Genomic DNA, 18,688 nt, shown 5'->3' with positions numbered 1-18,688 from the left:
AAACGGCGTGCCACGTTGGTGTGCCGTTTTTTGAAGGCGCTGTGGCGGCGCGACTTGACCTGACCCGTTGGCTTTGGAAGGCTGAGGATAAATAACAAACGAGCAGGTGATGCAATGATCCGGACTTTGGCAATGATAGGCGGCTTCGCGGGTGCCGTGGTGATGAGCCAGTTTCCCGAGTTCACACAGCAATACATGCAGCGTCTTGCGGGCGCACGGACCGAGTTGAAGATCGTGACTGCTGGGTTCGAATTGACGGCACAGGCCGCCGGATATACCCGTGACGAAGCCCTTCGGAATATGGGGGGCACCAGCTTTCAGGACAATTTGCGCGACCAGATGAAACGCAACTTCACGCGCTATGAGCGTTTGGATTCCGCCTACACCGCGCTCAAAGGCACCGAACCCCTGGCGCGATTGGCGAAGGTCTGGCACTTCCGCGACACAGATTTGGCCAAACGCACGTGGGAAGATTTCCGCCCTGCCATCCCTGTAACCGCCGATGGCTTGCTTTGTGCCGGTATCGGCTTTGTCGGGGGATGGCTTCTGGTGTCGTTGATCCTTGGCGCATTCATGCGCCCGTTTCGACGCAGTGCCTGACCCTTCGCCGGACGGCTATGTGGCTGGTCAGAATCGCAGGTTCAGGCCAACCTTGACGCTATGGAACAAAGGTGTCGCAAGCGTGTTGTTGCCCAACCCGTCTGATAGCGTATCTTTTCCATAGTTCATGTATTCATACTCACCCGTGATCGACAGGCGCTTGGTCAGCGGCTGCTCGATCCCGACGCCCAGAATGTATCCATTCGTGGCGTAGGTTTCGTTGATGGCAATCGGTCCCGATGATCCCGTTCCCATAACGCTGTAATCGAACTCGGCGCGAGATAAGCCAACCGTGCCATAGACGACGGAGTTCAGAACCGGCCAGACATAACCCGCCTTCAGGCGAACCGACAGCGCGTGGTTCATGGATGTTGTCCCGCTATAGCCGTTGGCGTTGAACGCATCCTCGATCATCCCACCTTCGACGGCTAGTTCGGGGCCGAACACCCAGCGGTCCAACTGCCAGCGATAGCCTGCGCGCAGACTGCCGCCCCAACCGCTGTTTTCGTATTTTCCAAGGTTGAAGCTGTTGCCCGATCCCTGCGTGACGCCAATGCGATCCCCACCGCTGAAATTATAGCCCAGCGTGCCCCCGACATATACGCCTTCCCAGAACGGACTTTGGTCGGTTGCGAAATTCTGGACCGGCGCTTCAACGACCGGGTCTGACAGATTTCCGGCAGAGGCCGTGTGGGACGCCAGCACCAGGGAAAGACAGGCGAAGGATTTGGAAAAATAAGAACTGCGACACATGATAATCCACCAGCAAATAGCACAAAGACAGTTGTTCTTTAGCCACAAAACTTGGGGTATGAAACAAAATTTTGTGACATATCTAGTGTGGCGAGGTGGCAATGTCTGCTTTGCAAATTTGTGGTTCATCTATCACGGGAACCGCTGGTGCATCATACATCCGTGGCCGCTTGTACTTTGCCGATAATGAAAAGGACGCGTTGGTGGGGCGTCGGTCACGCGGTATGTTGCAGATGTTCTATTTCGGCCCTGTTGTCACTCGGTTCACGTGGCCCATCTTCCGGCCCGGTTTCGCCTCGGCCTTGCCATAGAGATGCAGTGAAGCGTTTCGCTCACCGGCAATTTCTGGAACCCGGTCCATGTCGTCACCGATCAGGTTCTCCATCACCACATCCGCATAGCGTGTGCCGTCCCCCAAGGGCCAACCGACAACGGCACGAATATGCTGCTCGAACTGATCCACGCTGCATCCCTGCTGAGTCCAGTGGCCGGAATTGTGAACGCGCGGGGCGACCTCGTTGACGATAAGGCCTTGATGGGTAACGAAAATCTCAACACCCATGACGCCGACGTAATCCAGCGCGTTCAGGATGTTCGCGGCCAGCAACACCGCGTCGGTGCGTTGAGCACTTGTCAGTCGCGCGGGCACCGTCGTCGTGGCAAGGATCCCATCCTTGTGCACGTTTTCTCCGGGGTCAAAGCAGGCAACCTTACCATCGGCGCTGCGGGCCGCGATGACACTGACTTCATGGCTGAACTCTACAAAACCTTCCAGAACCGAAGGCGCGCCCTGCATATCGGAAAAGGCTTGGTCCGCCTGATCGTCGGACATGATGCGGGATTGTCCTTTTCCGTCATATCCAAAGCGTCGTGTTTTCAGGATCGACGGAGTTCCGACCAGTTCAATCGCTTTCTTCAGGTCGTTAACCGTCTCGACCTTTTCATATGGGGCTACGCGCAATCCAAGACCGGACAGGAAGTCCTTTTCGGTCAGTCGATCCTGACTGATGCGCAGCGATTCGCGGCCCGGACGAATGGTGCGGTGCTGCTCCAGCACATCCAGCGCAGTGGTCGGGATGTTCTCGAACTCGTAGGTGATAACGTCGACAGATGCGGCGAACGCCTCAAGCGCGGCGGTGTCGTCGTATTCGGCGGTGGTCAGGCGGTCTGCAACCTGCCCGGCGGGCGGGTTCGCACCCGGTTCAAAGATATGGGTCTTGAAGCCAAGACGAGAGGCCGCGACCGATAACATCCGTCCCAGTTGGCCACCGCCAAGAATTCCAATTGTGGACCCAATGGGCAGGGGCTTAGTCATCTTGTGGCTCTTCCGGGATCGACGCAGACAGCGCGGCGCGCCACGCATCAAGACGCTGTGCAAGGGCCGGGTCCGACAGCGCAAGGATACCAGCTGCCATCAGCCCAGCATTTGCAGCACCAGCCGCGCCTATGGCCATTGTTGCGACCGGAAAACCCTTCGGCATCTGCACGATGGAATACAAGCTGTCTACACCAGACAAGGCGCGAGTTTGGATAGGCACCCCAACAACAGGCACACGCGTTTTCGACGCCATCATGCCGGGCAGATGCGCTGCCCCACCGGCCCCTGCGATGATGACATGAAGGCCTCGATCGGCCGCGGTCTTGCCATAGTCCCAAAGTCGATCCGGGGTGCGGTGCGCCGAGACAATCTTTGCCTCATACGCAACGCCGAGTTCATCGAGAATGGTGGCGGCTTCTTTCATCGTGGGCCAGTCCGATTGGCTGCCCATAATGATCCCGACTTTCACATCTGTCATAGTGACCTCGTGTCTTGGAAGCCCGCTTTATAAGGGGAAGGGCGCGCGATGCAATCAGGCAATGATGTCCGGTGTCAGTTTGTCCTCGATCCGGGCGATCTTGTCCTTCAACGCCAGCTTCTGCTTCTTCAGCCGCCGCAGTTGTAACTGATCGGCCATGCCACGTTCTTCCAATGCGTGAATGGCGTCGTCCAGATCCCGGTGCTCGGCGCGAAAGACTTCAAGCTCCACACGAAGCACATCTTCGGTCTTCATCTCTTTTGCGTTGCTCATCTATGCAGATCGTTCTTTCTGGGGCGCGTGCAGCGGCAGTTTAACGTCAAGCGGGGACCAAGGCCAAGGAAAAGCCGCCTCTTGCAACCCTTTGGCCGAGCCCCCATATTTTTCGCAGGGTCGCCTGCGTGGGGCCCGCAAACGTGTCGCTTATTCAAGGACGTGTCGATGACAAAGATGAACTTGGGAACTCATCCCTTTCTGCTGGGCTTTGAACAGCTTGAGCGTATGGTCGAACAGGCTGCGAAATCGGGTAAGGACGGCTATCCCCCTTTCAATATTGAACAGGTCAGTGACCGGGCCTATCGCATCACGCTTGCGGTGGCGGGGTTCGCGGATGACGATCTGTCGATCACGGTTGAGAATGCAAAACTGGTGATCCGGGGTGCGCAACGCGACGATGGTCAGGAGCGTGTGTTTTTGCACCGTGGCATCGCTGGTCGCCAGTTCATGAAAAGTTTCGTGTTGGCCGATGGCGTGGATGTCAGAGGCGCGCGCACGGAAAACGGGCTGCTGCATATCGATCTTGAACGCGCCGAGCCTGAGCGTCTTGTGCAGACGATTAAGATCAAGAAGGGGTGAACTGATGAATTACAAACTGCCATTTGGCCAATCCGAGATTGGCAACATCGTCTATGTCAAAGCTGTCGCGATTGCCGATTTGCCCGATGCCATTCAGGACGAAGCACGCGCGCAAGCGGATGGGGCTGACACGCTCTATGCCGTGCACCGCGAAGACGGAGAGCAACTGGCCTTGGTCGTTGATCGCGATCTAGCCTATGCGTTGGCCCGCCAGAATGATTTTTCGCCGGTCTCGATCCACTGATCCGAGCCGGGCACATGAACCAATGAAAAACCCGGGGACATGCCCCGGGTTTTTGCGTTCTTATTGGTGGGTTTATCCCCGGATCAGACCCATGTTTTCCAGTTTGAGCAGAACCTGGTGGGCGCAGTTGTCCACGTCGACATTTTCCGTCTCGACGCTCAACTCGGGGTTCTGTGGCACGTCATACGGGTCCGAGATGCCGGTGAACTCCTTGATCTTGCCTTCCCGCGCGAGCTTATACAGCCCCTTGCGGTCACGGCGTTCGCATTCTTCGATCGAGGTCGCGACATGCACTTCGACAAACGCGCCAAACTGTTCGACATCCTCGCGCACTGCACGCCGCGTCGTGGCATAGGGTGCGATGGGCGCACAGATGGCGATACCGCCGTTTTTCGTGATCTCGGACGCGACATAGCCGATGCGGCGGATGTTCAGATCGCGATGCTCTTTCGAAAAGCCCAACTCGCTTGACAGGTTCTTACGCACGATGTCACCGTCCAGAAGCGTGACGGGGCGCCCGCCCATCTCCATCAGCTTGACCATCAAGGCGTTCGCGATGGTCGATTTTCCCGAGCCTGAGAAGCCGGTGAAGAACACGGTGAAGCCCTGTTCGGCGCGCGGCGGCTTGGTTTTGCGCAATTCCTCGACCACGGCAGGGAAACTGAACCATTCCGGGATTTCAAGACCTTCCGACAGGCGACGACGCAACTCGGTGCCCGAGATGTTCAGGATCGTCACATCATCCTTGTCAGTGATTTCATCCGCTGGTTCATATTGGGCGCGGTCCTGCACATAGACCATATGTTTGAAGTCGACCATTTCGATGCCCATTTCTTCCTGATGCACGCGGAACAGGTCTTGGGCATCATAAGGGCCATAGAAATCGTCACCTGCGGCGTTCTTTCCGGGGCCTGCGTGGTCACGGCCGACGATGAAATGGGTGCAGCCGTGGTTCTTGCGGATCAGCCCGTGCCAAACGGCTTCGCGGGGACCGGCCATACGCATGGCAAGGTTCAGAAGGCTCATCGTCGTTGTCGCGCCGGGGTATTGATCCAGCACGGCCTCGTAGCACCGCACACGCGTGAAGTGGTCGATATCACCTGGTTTGGTCATGCCCACAACTGGGTGAATCAGCAGGTTGGCTTGCGCTTCTTTCGCGGCGCGGAATGTCAGTTCCTGATGCGCGCGGTGCAGCGGGTTGCGGGTCTGAAACGCCACGATACGACGCCAGCCCAGTTTGCGAAAATAAGCCCGCAGCTCGTTCGGCGTGTCGCGACGGCCACGGAAATCATAGTGGATCGGCTGTTGGATGCCGACAATCGGCCCACCCAGATAGACCTTGCCTGCCACGTTGTGCAGATAGTTCACCGCCGGGTGCGTGTCGTCATCGGCGCCAAACACCTTCTCGGCCTCGCGGGATTTGTTCGGCTCCCACCGGTCGGTAACGGTCATCGTGGCCAGAATAACGCCCTCTTGATCGCGCAGCGCGATGTCTTGGCCCAGTTCGATCGTCTGGGCGAAGTCTTCGGATACGTCCAGCGTGATCGGCATTGGCCACAGCGTGCCATCGGCCAGGCGCATATTTTCAACGACGCCGTTGTAATCGTCTTCGGTCAGAAATCCTTTCAGCGGGTTGAACCCGCCGTTCATCAATAGCTCCAGATCACAGGTCTGGCGTGGCGTCAGATCGTGGCTGATCAGATTGCCAGCTTCGACTTTCAGCTTCTGCGCGCTTTCATACGAAACATAAAGCTCGGGGATGGGCGATAGGTTGTTCTGCATTGGATGTGTCCTGTGTTTTATGGGCGAGAGGCCGCTTGCAGAACCGGTCAGTTCGGCGTGCAGCGCGTCGTATTCAGCGAATTTACGAGCAAGGAACTGATCTCGAAGCCGCACCATCTCGGCCGCACCTTGTGCAGTGATGGCATAGGCGAAGCGTTGGCGTTTGTCCGGCCCGGTGCGTTCACCGATCTGGATCAATCTGCGGCCTACCGCAGACCGCAGCAGGGCGTTCAGACGACCGAGAGAGATACCAATTGCCGCCGCCGTCGCGCGCTGCGACGCCTCTGGCGCCAGATCAAGCTGGCGCAGAAGGCGGAAGATCTGATCTTCCTCGGCGGAGTTGGTTTTTGTCAGGTGCGACGTCATGGCTTGCGACTCAAAGAGTGTTCACGCGTGAACGCATTGCATGGTTTGCAGCAAAGGCAAAGCGGAAACTCGTGAATGCACGTGATATCGCCGACCGTGGCCCATGGGCAACGGCCGCTGCGCAGGATCGTAAACGATCAGGGGAATGGAATTGGCGATCCCGCAATTCGCACCAATGCCGGGCGGGTGTCGAACAAGACCAGATGGGTCAGTTCCGGGCGCGAACGCGAGGAATACATCAATGCTTGCGCACCATCTGCGCGGGCGTGATCTGAAAATGCCCATGTCGGCGCAGGATGACCGGCGGCCCGTTTGTTTTGCCAAACCGCCGAGGCTGCTGACTGCCCGCGAATGTCCGCAACACGGTCAAGTGTGACGTCAAGCGGCACAATGTGGCGCGGTGCGTCATCGGGAGTCAGATAGCGTTCGATCGCGACGCCGCATCCTTCAACAGAAAGGGAGGTATAGATGGCCCATTAACCAGAATGGTGAAAGCGCCCTTCGGGGGCCTGCGCCGGCAATGTCGCATCCTGATCAGTGAAGACCAGACGATAGGCATTGCCGGTGTAGGGTATCATTCTTGTTCGGCAAGAAAGTGTTCGGCCTCAAGCGCGGCCATGCAGCCCATACCGGCGGAGGTCACAGCCTGACGATATTTATAATCTGTCAGATCGCCTGCTGCAAAAACGCCGGGGATCGAGGTCGCGGTCGAATCCGGTTTCGTCACCACATAGCCACCCATATGGGTTTCCAGGACGTCCTTCACCAACTCGTTCGCGGGCGCGTGGCCGATGGCGATGAAGACGCCCTTGGCCGGGATTTCCGTGATCTCGCCCGTTTTGACGTGTTTGACCCGCACCCCGGTGACGCCCAGCGGGTTTTCATCGCCCACGACCTCTTCCAAAGTGTGATCCCACAGGGGCACGATCTTTTCGTTCTTCATAAGGCGATTGATCAGGATTTTCTCGGCGCGCAGCTCGTCGCGGCGGTGAACCAGCGTCACTTTGGACGCGAAGTTGGTCAGGAACAGCGCTTCCTCAACAGCGGTGTTGCCGCCGCCGATCACGACAATCTCCTGTCCGCGATAGAAAAAACCATCACATGTGGCGCAAGCCGACACGCCGAAGCCTTTGAATTTCTCTTCGCTGTCCAGTCCCAACCATTTGGCACGCGCGCCGGTGGCCAGAATAACCGCATCAGCCTTGTAGATCGTGCCGCTGTCACCGGTGGCTGTGAAGGGGCGTTCTGACAGGTCCAGATCGGTGATCAAGTCGCCAATGACCTCGGTGCCCACCGCTTTGGCGTGCGCTTCCATATTGACCATCAGATCGGGCCCCTGGATTTCGGTTTCGCCCGGCCAGTTCTCGACCTCGGTGGTCGTGGTTAACTGACCACCGGGTTCCATGCCCTGCACAAGGATTGGTTCCAGCATCGCGCGGGACGCGTAAACGGCAGCGGTATAGCCAGCCGGGCCGGAGCCAATGATAAGGACTTTTGTGTTACGTGTTTCGGACATGCGGATTTCCTTGAGCCTTCTGGGTTTCCAACGCATATAAGGCGACCGGCGGCTGGTGGAAAGCCCGTGCGCGCTTTGGAAGGAAAGACAACGCGGCGTATCATTGTCTGTTCACGCAGAAATTATGTTGCGCATGCGCGAAAGATTGTTGCGCATTCAGACGTTGGCGAGTAATCTCTGCGCAATTTCCAACGAAAACTCTGGTTCTGCCGGGATCAGTGGACCCACCCGAGAAGGTTCATCAATGACCGTAAGCAAACTTGATCCGATTGATCGCATGATTCTTGCCGAGCTTCAGGCAGATGGTCGCATGACGAATGTCGAACTGGCCAAGCGGGTGGGCATTTCTGCCCCCCCCTGTTTGCGGCGGGTCAGAACGCTGGAAGAACAGGGGCTTATCCGTGGCTATCACGCCGATGTTGATGCACGCGCGCTTGGTTTCGAAGTGCAGGTGTTCGCCATGGTCGGCCTTGTCAGTCAGGCCGAGGCAGATTTGTCTGCGTTCGAAAACCAGTGCCGGGGTTGGTCGCTGGTTCGCGAATGTCATATGCTGAATGGCGAAGTGGATTTCGTTCTGAAATGCGTGGCACCGGATTTGTCCACGTTTCAGACCTTCCTGACCGAAGAGTTGACAGCGGCCGACAACGTGGCGTCGGTCAAAACCTCGTTGGTCATTCGTGGGGCGAAGGACGAGCCCGGTGTGCCATTTGATGTGCTGGAAGCCCGACTGGGTGCGGCACCCTGATGCCCAACGGTTTCTAAAGACGAATGGCCGAGATCAGGCGGCCATAATCCGATTCATTCTTATGGCAACTGCGCCGGTAGGAATAGAAACGGTCCGGGTCGGAATACGTGCAGTGGCCGACCCATTCAGCATGACCCACCCCGGCTTCGCGCAGCAGGTGAAGGCCAAAGCCCGGCAGATCGAACAGCGCGCGATCCCCCTCGCCGCCTGCGAAAAAGCGGCCATAGTCAGGGTTTTCGATCATGAAATCGTCAAAGAACTCCGGCCCGACCTCATAAGCGCGTTGACTGATCGTCGGCCCGATGATGGCCGTGATGCCACCACGCGTGGCCCCCAGCGCGGTCATTGCGTCGATCGTAGCCTCAAGCACTCCGCCAAGCGCGCCTTTCCAACCGGCATGGGCCGCGCCGATGACACCGGCATTGCGGTCCGCAAAAAGCACCGGTTGGCAATCAGCGGTCAGGATCGTCAAGACAAGACCCGGCGTGGCCGTGACAAGCGCATCGGCTTTTGGTTTGGCGCCGTTGACCGGTTCATGCAGTGTGACCACATCGGGCGAATGAACCTGATGAACGCCGCACAGATTGTTGGGCTCGACGCCCATCGCGCCAGCCACACGTTCCCGGTTGATCATCACCAGTTCGGACTGATCCTGACTTCCTATCCCGCAATTCAATCCGGCATAAACGCCCGACGATGCCCCGCCCCGGCGCGTGAAAAAGCCGTGTTTCAGGGGTGCCAAGGCGTTTGAAGTGATGATTTCAAGGGTCATGCCAGGTCAGCTTGGTTGGGTGTTCGGATCAGGCCGGGCAGGTCAGGCGCATCTGCGCGAGTCAGTCCGAGCACTTTGAAGAGCGTCCCCATTTCATCCGGGTGCGTCAAGCGTCGGTGCGCTTTGACATGCGCGTCCAACGCGTCACCGGTCAGTTTGCTGGCCAATGCCTCTGCCCGTTGGGTAATGCCCAGCCGCTCCAGAAAGATGCCTTGCGGGGTCAGAAGATGTGGTGAAAGTGGGGTCGCTGATCGCACCAATGCTTCGAAATCCACATGTGCGGTCAGATCCGCCTCGCCGGGGCAGAGCAGCGGGTCGACATGGTCGTGTGCCGCGATGGCTTGCAATGTGTCGCCGACCGAGCGCCAATCGCCATAGTCGATGATCAGGGCCGCACCGCCGTGTCTTTCAATCCGGCTGGCGATCTGCGCCATGATGGCGGGGACAGACGGGCAAAGCTCGACCAGATCGCCATCGCGTGTGTCGTCCAGCCGAAACGTCAGATCGCGAACGGGCAGGCGAGTTGTCAAGCCAAACACCAGCTTGTCTTCCCCAAGACCAACCTGACGTTCGCGCCATCCTGTGCCGTCCTTCTGGAACTGGCGAATGGGCAGGGCGTCAAAAAATTCATTGGCAACACAAAAGAGCGGTGCCTCGGGCAAGGTGTCGGCAGTGTCGTGATGAATGATCGCACGGGGCGCCAGCGTCTTGGCTTGCGCTGCTTTCTGGGCCGCAGACGCCTCGACCAGATGAACCTCGGCTGCGGCGAGAAAGCCCGGCACGTTTTTGGTAGCGCGCAGAATGTCTTCCATCAGGGTGCCGCGCCCCGGCCCAAGCTCGACCAGTGCGAAGGGGGCAGGGGCACCTTGATCAAGCCAAGCCTGCGCCAGTGCCAGCCCCAGAAGTTCCCCGAACATCTGGCTGATTTCGGGTGCGGTGATGAAATCGCCACTTGCGCCAAATGGATCACGGGTCGTGTAATATCCGTAGTCCGGATGCAGCAGGCATTCTGACATGAAATCCGCAACCGAAATTGGCCCGGAGGCTTCAATGCGACGCCACAATATCCGGGCAAGTCGGGTCATCAGGGCGTGGGCACCACGTTGCGACGGGCCGCCCAGATCAATGTGGCCACGCCAATCACGATCATTGGCAGCGTCAAGGTCTGCCCCATGGTTAGCCCCCACTCTCCAAGGCGAATGACATGGCCCCATGGATTGTCTGGTGTGATGAATTGCGCATCCGCTTGCCGGAAAATCTCGACAAAGAAGCGCGACAGACCGTAGCCAAGAAAGAACAGCCCGGTCAGCATGCCCGGGCGCTTCAGCCACCCGCGTCGGAATGCCAGAGTCAGAAGGATCGCGGCCAGCAAAAGCCCCTCAAGGATGGCTTCGTAAAGCTGACTGGGGTGGCGCGCGCAGGCGCCAAGTGCGGCGTCCCAACCCGGGCAACTTTGCGCCGCATCGCCAGGGAATATGACGCCCCAAGGCGCGGTGGTTGGGCGGCCCCAAAGCTCGGCATTGATGAAATTGGTGATCCGGACCAGTCCGATGCCAATCGGCGCAGCGATGGCCATCAGATCCGCCAGCTTGGCCACGGCGATCCCGTGTTTGCGGGCATATAGCCAAGTGATTGTGATAATGCCAAGAAACCCGCCATGGAAGGACATGCCGCCAGTCCAGATCTTCGGAATATCCAGCGGGTTTTGCAGGAAATATGCCGGGTCATAAAACAGCACATAGCCCAGACGCCCGCCCACCACGATGCCGACAATTGCCCAGGTGGCGAGGTCTTCCAACTGAGTTCGCGTCATCGGCACGTCGCCACGCCACAGTGCCGGCTTTGAAATCGCCCGCGCAATGATCCACCAGCCTACGGCGATACCGACCAGATAACCCAGCGCATACCAGCGCAGTGCGAAGGTGAAACTGCCAATCTCGACCGAGAAAATCTCGGGTGAAATGGCGGGGAAGGAGATTGCTAAAAACATGTCACATTCCTGACCCTGACAGGGGAGGTAAGTCAACCTTGTCTCTGCCCCGGATATCCCCATATATGAGGCAACAAGCGAGGAGATGCCGATGCAGACACGCAACAAAATCCTGGACGATATGTCCCAGTTGATGACCAATGCCATGGGGGTCGCCCAAGGCGCCAAGGACGAAGCGGAAACCGCGATGAAAAGCTGGATGGACCGCTGGCTGGCAGATCGCGATTTCGTGACTCGTGAAGAATTTGATGCTGTGCGCTCCATGGCTCAGAAAGCACGCGAGGAAAATGAGGCGTTAAAGTCACGTCTGGACGCGCTTGAGAAGAAAAAAACAAAAAGCTGATCGCGGCGGTGGGTCCCGGCGGTCTGTCGAAGGCTCACATTGCGGTTTCTATTTTAGAATAGGCGGCTTGTTGGGGTCCGATCCGGGCGCAACCGGGGCCAAACGCTTTTGCGGTTTGGGTTTAGGCAGGTCGAACCGGATACCCAGTGCCGCCAGTTTGCCCGCCACCTGATCGTGGTTGGCAAAGAAGCCCACATCCATTTCACCCGCCTCAAGCCCCGAAAATGTCAGAGCTTCGTTTGCCGCTCCTGCCAACGCGTGCTCGGCACCGGGGACGACATCCACGAAGCCAAGCAGATGCCCTTTCCGGCCATCGGCATAGGTTACGCCCACCAAACAAGCATGGCTTGCCAGCCCACCTGCACTGGACAGCTTGACGCCCAGCGCCGAGATCAGGGTGTCGGGTGCCGTTGGCGCGCTGACTTCGGCGATGCGCGCCTCTATTTGCTTCGGCCCGGTTTTCAGCGTGTTGGCCAGCCAAGACATCGCGTCTGACGGGATCAGAATCGACGATGGCGCGACCCCCAGATTGAGCCCCAGACCGACATTTTGCCCGGCCAACATGCTGGCAACCAACCGACCCGGAAGTGCGGCATAGGGGGCGGGGGCACCGACAAACTCGGCCAAACGATCCTCGCGATCGAACACGAGCGCGAAATTTGCACCATCAAGCTCGAACAGGTCAGGCGAAATCTCGTCGCCGTCCGGTTCCTCGGTCAGCAGCAAGAACAGTTCGCCATCTGCCAGACGCTCATAAAACCGAAGCCGTGCTGCGTCGTCTTCCAGATTGGTTTGCATTGCAGCATGGGCGGCATCAAGGCGGGTCGTCTCGGTCATCATGCGTCCTTTACGCTTGGGTATAAAAGCACCTCTGCCAGTCGGGATTGCAGAACCGGCAAAAGTTCGGCTTCGAACCAAGGGTTTTTCTTCAGCCATCCCGTATTGCGCCATGACGGATGAGGCAAGGGAAACAGCCGCGGCGCATTATCGCGCCAGGCTTTGACGGTGTCCGTCACTCCTTTCCTCCGGCCAAGATGCCGCGCTTGCGCATAGCCCCCGACCAGAAGCGTCACGGATGTTTCAGCAAGAGTGCTGTCCACGCGATCCGCCCATGTCTTTGCGCAGATCCGGGGCGGCGGCAGGTCCGAGCCCTTTGCATCGTAGCCCGGAAAGCAAAACGCCATGGGGGTGATGGCGATGCGAGCTTGATCATAGAACGTGTCTCGGTCCACCCCCATCCAACTGCGCAGGCGATCCCCCGACGGATCGTCGAAGGGCAGGCCAGACTTGTGCACACGCAGCCCCGGCGCTTGCCCGATGATGCGGACCCGTGCGCCAGGCTGAAACCAGACCACCGGTCGGGGGGAATGGCCTGTCTGAGTGGCAGCAAAACGGTCGGCACATAAACGGCAGGCCCTGATGTCATCTGTCAAGCTGGGCATTGCCTCAAGCTAGGCGCTCCGGACAGGGGGTGCAACATTTCGACATTTGTCGAAATAAGGCTTGCTATTGGTTATCATTTCCATATTTCTAGAAATATGAAACACGAATCTCTTGAACCGCTCCAAGTCGATATTGCGGCCTCGCAATTTGCCGCGCTCGGGTCTGAACACCGCCTGTCCGTTTTGCGCATCCTGGTGCGCGCGGGGCCTGAGGGGCTGCCGATTGGCGCCCTGGGGGAACGCTGTGGGATCACGGGGTCGACCCTGACCCACCACATGAAAATCCTTGCAGCAGCCGGGTTGGTAAAGCAGAAGAAGCAAGGGCGCAGCATTATTTGCGCGGCAGCCGAATATGAAGTGATGCGCGCGCTGTCCGACTATCTTTTGTCGGAATGCTGTGCCGATTGCCCAGACAGGTAGGGTCAGGATCATGGCTGACACAACGCATTCCCGAACGACCTCGAAGCATTGGACCATCGACAAGGCCTGGATTGCCATCCTGCTCATTCCAACTCTTCTCGTGCTGTTTGCACCGACAGAATTGTGGTCCACGATCACTTTCGCGCTGACAGCGCTGACGAACACGGCGCCGTTTATCCTGTTTGCGATCCTTTCTGTAGCTTACCTGAAGGCAACGGGGGCAGAGAACCTTTTGGCAAGTGCGTTTGAAGGTCGCGAGGCGCGTATGATCGTGGTGGCGGCATTCGCAGGAGGTTTGTCACCTTTCTGTTCCTGCGAAGTGATCCCATTCATCGCGGCCTTGCTCGCGATCGGCGCACCCTTGGGCGCGGTCATGGCGTTCTGGCTGTCTTCGCCATTGATGGACCCGGCAATGTTTGCCATCACAACCGGCACACTGGGCACCGAGTTCGCCGTGGCAAAATCAATCGCGGCGGTGTCGATCGGGTTGTTCGGCGGGTTTACCGTCAAGGCCCTGGCGAAGTCGGCGTTGTTTACAGACCCGTTGAAAAACACGCCCGCACCGGCATGCTGTTCATCGTCAGGTTGTGGCACTGGATCCGGCGCAGAGATCTACTCCGGTGCAGTCAATTGGCGCTTCTGGAGCGAGGGCGCGCGACGTTCGACATTTCAGAAAACGGCAATCGAAAATGCGCTGTTCCTGACAAAATGGTTGCTTCTGGCCTATTTGATCGAAGCTCTGATGCTGCGCTACGTGCCCGCCGAACTTGTCGCGCAAGTGCTGGGCGGGACAGGCTTTGGGCCGATCTTGCTGGCTGCACTTGTCGGTGCGCCGGCCTATCTGAACGGATATGCAGCGGTGCCCATGGTGGCGGCCCTGTTGGAACAGGGTATGTCAGACGGTGCGGCCATGTCTTTCGTAATAGCGGGTGGGGTCAGCAGCATTCCCGCCGCCATGGCGGTCTCGGCGTTGGTCAAACCTCGCGTATTCGCGGCCTATCTTGGACTGGCCATGATCGGCGCGGTTGCTGCGGGACTCATCTGGGGGATGGCTGCCTGAACCATATGTGAAACAGATATTGCTCTCGACCATTGTCGTTTGACCCCAGTTGAAGTATTTCCTGAACTGAACGAACACAAAGGTCGCGCCCCAGCCTTTCATCGCCGGGACGCGACCTGTTTGTAAAACCGGAACTAGACGGGGCATCTTATGTATCGCGTATGGAATTTTATCACGACCTACTCGATCCTGCTGATCAGCGGCGCTGTGGTTGCGCTGATCTGGGCCAATATTGATCCGAGTTCTTATCATCATGTTGTTGATTACCCATTGTGGTTCAACAGCACGATCGGAGTTGATATCGGTTATTGGGAATACGCCTATGGCGAAGCAGCGATTGAATTTGAATATGGCGATGTCGAGCGTGTGGTGACATTCCACTATCTTATCAACGACATCCTGATGGCACTGTTCTTCGCCATCGCCGGGAAAGAGGTCTGGGAAGCCGTTATTCTTGAAAACGGATCCCTGCGCGGCAAAAAGGCAGCGACGCCGCTGGTTGCAACAGCCGGTGGTATGCTGGGTCCGATTGCCATCTATCTGGGAATTGCATATTTTCTGGGTTCGACGACCTTTGACGCGGTGGCGCGTGGTTGGGCCATTCCAACCGCAACCGATATTGCCTTCAGTTATTTGATCGGGCGCATGGTTTTCGGGGCAGGTCATCCAGCGGTGCGATTCCTGTTGCTTCTGGCCATTGCCGATGATGCCGCCGGACTGATCATTCTGGCGATTTTCTATCCCTCTGGCGAACTGGCTCCGGTCTGGCTGTTGCTCTCGGTGGTCGCGTCTGCCGGAGCGTTCTTTTTGTTTAACTGGCTCCCGCGGCGCATGGATCGTGGTAATCAGTTGCGCCCACGCTCGACCTGGATGCGCAAGAACCTGAAATGGTATCCCTATGCCATTGCGGGCTGTCTGAGCTGGTTTGGCTTTGCGCAATCGGGCATTCATCCGGCGCTGGGCCTTTTGCCGGTCATTCCGGCCATTCCGCACGCCGATCGCGCGTTCGGCATCTTTGCCGAGGCTGAAAGATACCTCCACGACATCCTGAACGACATGGAGCACGGGCTGGCCATTCCGGTGGATATCGTGCTGTTCTTCTTTGGCCTCTTAAATGCCGGGGTGGAATTCAGTGCGATCTCCGAGGCAACATGGCTGGTTTTGGCTGGCCTGATCATCGGGAAACCCGTTGGTATCTTCATCATGGGGTGGCTTGCGGCTTATCCCATGCGGCTTGGGTTGCCAGCGGGGATGCGCGCGGTCGATCTGATCGTGATTGGCTTCGTAGCGGCAATCGGCTTTACCGTATCATTGTTCGTGGCCTCAGTCGCTTTCTCGACCGGACCGGTGCAGGATGCTGCGAAGATGGGTGCATTGTTCAGCTTTGGGGCGGTTTTCCTGTCGTTCGCCGCGGGAAAGATCCTCAAGGTGCAGAAACAAGAGGGGTAAGGCCTCTCGCTCCGGCCCCATCGGGCCGGAGACACCCGCCCCGTGACCATTCGAAGACCATCTACCCGCATTCCCCCGCTAATCCTTGATGTGCGATGGTGGTCTTCGACATAATGATGCCCAAGTGAGCAATTATAGCGCATCATTAAGAAAGCTTGTGTACAAGCGTTAGGCGAAAGCAGTGCCGGGGCACCCAATGCTCGAGTTCGATAATGTCAGCAAGTCGTTCTGGACAGGACAACAACGCAAAGTCATCCTGGACGATGTCTCCTTCCGGGTTGAGCTGGGGAATTCTTTGGGCATTCTTGCACCCAACGGGACGGGCAAGACCACACTCATCAATATGATGGCAGGGCTTGAAAAACCGGATGAGGGCGAGATCCGGCGCGGTTGCCGGATTTCCTTCCCTCTCGGGTTCATGGGCGGTGTGGTTGGCAAGTTGTCCGCCAAGGAAAACGCGCGCTACATTGCGAAGATTTATGGCCTTGACCCGGATTACATCGAGGCATTCACGCGCTGGCTTTGCGAACTTGACGAATACTATGATTTCCCTGTGGCGACCTATAGCGCCGGGATGCGCTCGCGGTTCTCCTTTGCGCTGCTATTGGCGTTGGAGTTCGATATCTACCTGATCGATGAAGGGATGCCGCAAAGCACCGATGCCCAGTTTAACCGCAAGGCCGGCGATGTGCTGCGGGAAAGGCTGGTCAAATCAACGGTAATCATCGTATCGCACCAGGCGCAGACACTTGAAAAATTCTGTCAGTCGGCGGCGGTTCTGCGAGATGGGCAGTTGTACATGTTTGAAACTTTGGAAGAAGCGAAACGGCTTTATGACTACCAAACCCAAGGCTAAGAAATTTCGCATCAGCCGAACGACGCGCGCGCCGCAATCCGACCCTGCGCATGTAGACAAAGATGTCTTTGCCCAGCGGGTGCAGGCCGCTGCGGGTCAGGCCAAGGCGGCGGCGAGCGGGTCCGGCAACTCCTCCGCGCAACCGCGCGAGCCAAACCCGATGGAGCAGATGGCGCAATCGCCCACGGAAGACGGCTTTCCGAAAGAAGGGTTTGTGTCCAAGGAAAATTCAACCAAGGCAGGACCGAGCGATGAAGCGCCCAACGATGATGCGGTAGCGGCAATCGAAGCGATCCGGAAAGAGGGGCTGACCGGTCGCCAGCTCAGGATGGCGCGCCGCGTTGCCCAAAAACATGGTGTTGAGATCGAAAGCGATTTCGATGCGGTCTATCGCCTTCGCCAGGCGGGCATAGATCCTTTCAAGCGGTCCAACATGCTGGAACTGGTCGGGGCCGATGGAGGTGGAAAATTCGGCGGTCGGGCGTCCAACAACCTGCCGCAAACCCGGCCCATGCCGCACCTTCCGGCGAACCACGCCTATGACGACGCCGATCGCGCCAGATCCATTCGCGAAATCCAGGTCGATATTGCCCGCCGGCGTCGCCGAAAGCTTCGTCTGCTGTTTGTTCGTCTGGCGTTTTTTGTGTTCCTGCCGACCATCATCGCGGGAATCTATTATTACAACTATGCGACGCCAATGTATGCGACGAAGACAGAGTTTGTCATACAAAAGGCGGATGGCGCGGGCGGCAGTGGACTGGGCAGTCTGTTTGCCGGATCGGGATTGGCAACCTCGCAGGACAGTATCACTGTTCAGAGTTATCTGACCTCGCGTGATGCGATGCTCAGACTGGACGGCGATATTGGTTACAAATCTGTGTTTGCGGATACGCGCATTGACCCGATCCAGCGCCTTGACCCCGATGCTACCAATGAACAGGCCTATAAGCTTTACAAGAAAAACGTAAAGATTGGCTTCGACCCAACCGAAGGCATCGTCAAGATGGAGGTTGTTGCGCCCACGCCTGAACAGAGCGCGCAGTTTTCCGAAGTGTTGATATCTTACGCAGAAGAGCGCGTCGATGACATGACGCAGCGACTGCGCGAGGATCAAATGGAAGGCGCGGTTTCAAGCTATGAAAAAGCAGAGCGTGACATGCTGGAAGCCCAGGCCGAAGTCCTGCGCCTACAGGAAGAAATGGGCGTTTTCGATGCGACGTCAGATGCCTCGGCCCTGATGACACAGATCACCGGATTTGAAAGCCAGTTGCAGGAAAAACGACTGACTCTGCAACAGCTTCTGGATAACACACGCCCCAACAGAGCTCGGGTTGACGGGCTGCGCGGCGATATCGGGCGACTGGAAGCCTTGATCTCGGAGTTGCGTGGCAGACTAACTGAAACGGGTGGTGAGAACGGATCCTTGGCTTCTGTCAGCGGACGGTTGCGGATCGCACAGATCAATCTGGAAACGCGCACCGCTTTGATGCAGCAATCATTGCAGCAGTTAGAAACTGCCCGTATCGAGGTGAACAAGCAAACTCGCTATCTGGAATTGGGCGTGCGCCCGGTTGCGCCGGACGAGCCGACATATCCGAGATCCTTTGAAAATACGATCCTCGCGTTTCTGATTTTTGCAGGCCTGTATCTGATGGCGTCGATCACAGCGTCGATCCTGCGGGAACAGGTGTCGTCCTGA

General features: G+C 57.7%; 22 protein-coding genes. 10 read left to right on the top strand and 12 right to left on the bottom strand.

Annotation, left to right across the window (positions count from 1 at the left end; translation table 11 throughout):
• Positions 1 to 114 precede the first annotated feature (114 nt).
• Positions 115 to 600 (top strand): DUF2937 family protein, encoded by a 486-nt coding sequence (locus AC13C8_RS14745; protein ID WP_091431230.1) that lies wholly within the window; start codon positions 115 to 117, stop codon positions 598 to 600.
• Between the two features lie 27 nt (positions 601 to 627).
• On the opposite strand, the gene AC13C8_RS14740 is transcribed toward AC13C8_RS14745, so the two are convergent.
• The 4 genes from AC13C8_RS14740 to AC13C8_RS14725 all read right to left on the bottom strand — a co-directional run bounded on the left by AC13C8_RS14740 (position 628) and on the right by AC13C8_RS14725 (position 3,422).
• Positions 628 to 1,353: an outer membrane protein gene (locus AC13C8_RS14740; protein ID WP_482848044.1), complete on the bottom strand. Its 726-nt coding sequence runs from the start codon at positions 1,351 to 1,353 to the stop codon at positions 628 to 630.
• Positions 1,354 to 1,591: 238 nt separating this feature from the next.
• Complete coding sequence (locus AC13C8_RS14735) at positions 1,592 to 2,668, bottom strand: 5-(carboxyamino)imidazole ribonucleotide synthase (protein ID WP_482848042.1); 1,077 nt, start codon at positions 2,666 to 2,668, stop codon at positions 1,592 to 1,594.
• Positions 2,661 to 3,149 (bottom strand): 5-(carboxyamino)imidazole ribonucleotide mutase, encoded by a 489-nt coding sequence (gene purE / locus AC13C8_RS14730; protein ID WP_091431225.1) that lies wholly within the window; start codon positions 3,147 to 3,149, stop codon positions 2,661 to 2,663. The genes AC13C8_RS14735 and purE overlap by 8 nt, the downstream gene beginning before the upstream one ends.
• 54 nt (positions 3,150 to 3,203) lie before the next feature.
• Positions 3,204 to 3,422, bottom strand: coding sequence for a YdcH family protein (locus AC13C8_RS14725; protein ID WP_091431223.1), 219 nt, complete (start codon positions 3,420 to 3,422; stop codon positions 3,204 to 3,206).
• A 168-nt stretch (positions 3,423 to 3,590) separates the two neighbouring features.
• Here AC13C8_RS14725 and AC13C8_RS14720 point away from each other — a divergent pair, with 168 nt between their 5' ends.
• Complete coding sequence (locus AC13C8_RS14720; protein WP_091431222.1) at positions 3,591 to 4,004, top strand: Hsp20 family protein; 414 nt, start codon at positions 3,591 to 3,593, stop codon at positions 4,002 to 4,004.
• Positions 4,005 to 4,008: 4 nt separating this feature from the next.
• Entirely contained in the window at positions 4,009 to 4,248 is a 240-nt protein-coding gene (locus tag AC13C8_RS14715; protein ID WP_091431220.1) for a DUF1150 family protein, read from the top strand.
• A 72-nt stretch (positions 4,249 to 4,320) separates the two neighbouring features.
• On the opposite strand, the gene AC13C8_RS14710 is transcribed toward AC13C8_RS14715, so the two are convergent.
• From AC13C8_RS14710 to trxB, 3 genes are all read right to left on the bottom strand, one after another.
• On the bottom strand, positions 4,321 to 6,396 hold the full coding sequence (locus AC13C8_RS14710) for a bifunctional sulfate adenylyltransferase/adenylylsulfate kinase (RefSeq protein ID WP_482848039.1): 2,076 nt from the start codon (positions 6,394 to 6,396) through the stop codon (positions 4,321 to 4,323).
• A gap of 137 nt (positions 6,397 to 6,533) precedes the next feature.
• Positions 6,534 to 6,815 carry an RES family NAD+ phosphorylase gene (locus AC13C8_RS14705; RefSeq protein ID WP_482848183.1) on the bottom strand — a complete coding sequence of 94 codons (282 nt, stop codon included), beginning with the start codon at positions 6,813 to 6,815 and terminating at the stop codon, positions 6,534 to 6,536.
• 155 nt (positions 6,816 to 6,970) lie between these two features.
• Positions 6,971 to 7,912 (bottom strand): thioredoxin-disulfide reductase, encoded by a 942-nt coding sequence (trxB, locus tag AC13C8_RS14700; protein ID WP_091431217.1) that lies wholly within the window; start codon positions 7,910 to 7,912, stop codon positions 6,971 to 6,973.
• Between the two features lie 244 nt (positions 7,913 to 8,156).
• Between trxB and AC13C8_RS14695 the strand changes: the two genes are divergently transcribed.
• Positions 8,157 to 8,657, top strand: a complete 501-nt coding sequence (locus tag AC13C8_RS14695) for an Lrp/AsnC family transcriptional regulator (RefSeq protein WP_091431216.1) — start codon at positions 8,157 to 8,159, stop codon at positions 8,655 to 8,657.
• Positions 8,658 to 8,670: 13 nt separating this feature from the next.
• On the opposite strand, the gene pgeF is transcribed toward AC13C8_RS14695, so the two are convergent.
• The 3 genes from pgeF to lgt are packed head-to-tail and all read right to left on the bottom strand — an operon-like array spanning position 8,671 to position 11,419.
• Positions 8,671 to 9,429, bottom strand: coding sequence for a peptidoglycan editing factor PgeF (gene pgeF, locus AC13C8_RS14690; protein WP_091431214.1), 759 nt, complete (start codon positions 9,427 to 9,429; stop codon positions 8,671 to 8,673).
• Complete coding sequence (locus tag AC13C8_RS14685) at positions 9,426 to 10,514, bottom strand: class I SAM-dependent methyltransferase (protein WP_091431212.1); 1,089 nt, start codon at positions 10,512 to 10,514, stop codon at positions 9,426 to 9,428. The genes pgeF and AC13C8_RS14685 overlap by 4 nt, the downstream gene beginning before the upstream one ends.
• Positions 10,514 to 11,419 (bottom strand): prolipoprotein diacylglyceryl transferase, encoded by a 906-nt coding sequence (gene lgt, locus AC13C8_RS14680; RefSeq protein ID WP_482848036.1) that lies wholly within the window; start codon positions 11,417 to 11,419, stop codon positions 10,514 to 10,516. Before lgt ends, AC13C8_RS14685 begins: the two co-directional genes overlap by 1 nt.
• 91 nt (positions 11,420 to 11,510) lie before the next feature.
• Between lgt and AC13C8_RS14675 the strand changes: the two genes are divergently transcribed.
• A complete protein-coding gene (locus AC13C8_RS14675; protein ID WP_091432572.1) occupies positions 11,511 to 11,762 on the top strand; it encodes an accessory factor UbiK family protein in 252 nt (83 codons plus the stop codon).
• Positions 11,763 to 11,810: 48 nt separating this feature from the next.
• Here the strand turns inward: AC13C8_RS14675 and AC13C8_RS14670 are convergent, their stop codons facing one another.
• Both AC13C8_RS14670 and AC13C8_RS14665 read right to left on the bottom strand, forming a co-directional pair.
• Positions 11,811 to 12,599, bottom strand: a complete 789-nt coding sequence (locus tag AC13C8_RS14670; protein ID WP_482848034.1) for an SseB family protein — start codon at positions 12,597 to 12,599, stop codon at positions 11,811 to 11,813.
• Positions 12,599 to 13,204, bottom strand: coding sequence for a uracil-DNA glycosylase family protein (locus tag AC13C8_RS14665; RefSeq protein ID WP_482848032.1), 606 nt, complete (start codon positions 13,202 to 13,204; stop codon positions 12,599 to 12,601). The genes AC13C8_RS14670 and AC13C8_RS14665 overlap by 1 nt, the downstream gene beginning before the upstream one ends.
• A 96-nt stretch (positions 13,205 to 13,300) precedes the next feature.
• On the opposite strand from AC13C8_RS14665, the gene AC13C8_RS14660 reads away from it, so the two are divergent.
• The 5 genes from AC13C8_RS14660 (at position 13,301) to AC13C8_RS14640 (ending at position 18,688) form a co-directional block, all read left to right on the top strand.
• A complete protein-coding gene (locus tag AC13C8_RS14660) occupies positions 13,301 to 13,624 on the top strand; it encodes an ArsR/SmtB family transcription factor (RefSeq protein ID WP_482848031.1) in 324 nt (107 codons plus the stop codon).
• A 10-nt stretch (positions 13,625 to 13,634) separates the two neighbouring features.
• On the top strand, positions 13,635 to 14,684 hold the full coding sequence (locus AC13C8_RS14655) for a permease (protein ID WP_482848029.1): 1,050 nt from the start codon (positions 13,635 to 13,637) through the stop codon (positions 14,682 to 14,684).
• A 150-nt stretch (positions 14,685 to 14,834) separates the two neighbouring features.
• On the top strand, positions 14,835 to 16,133 hold the full coding sequence (locus AC13C8_RS14650; protein WP_482848028.1) for a Na+/H+ antiporter NhaA: 1,299 nt from the start codon (positions 14,835 to 14,837) through the stop codon (positions 16,131 to 16,133).
• A 196-nt stretch (positions 16,134 to 16,329) separates the two neighbouring features.
• On the top strand, positions 16,330 to 16,989 hold the full coding sequence (locus AC13C8_RS14645; protein ID WP_091431200.1) for an ABC transporter ATP-binding protein: 660 nt from the start codon (positions 16,330 to 16,332) through the stop codon (positions 16,987 to 16,989).
• Positions 16,967 to 18,688: a KpsE/RkpR family capsule polysaccharide export protein gene (locus tag AC13C8_RS14640; RefSeq protein ID WP_482848027.1), complete on the top strand. Its 1,722-nt coding sequence runs from the start codon at positions 16,967 to 16,969 to the stop codon at positions 18,686 to 18,688. The genes AC13C8_RS14645 and AC13C8_RS14640 overlap by 23 nt, the downstream gene beginning before the upstream one ends.

This window comes from Aliiroseovarius sp. B-4 (genome assembly GCF_056857795.1).
Note: the sequence above shows the minus strand (reverse complement) of the source record. Positions and strands in the feature narration are given on the sequence as shown.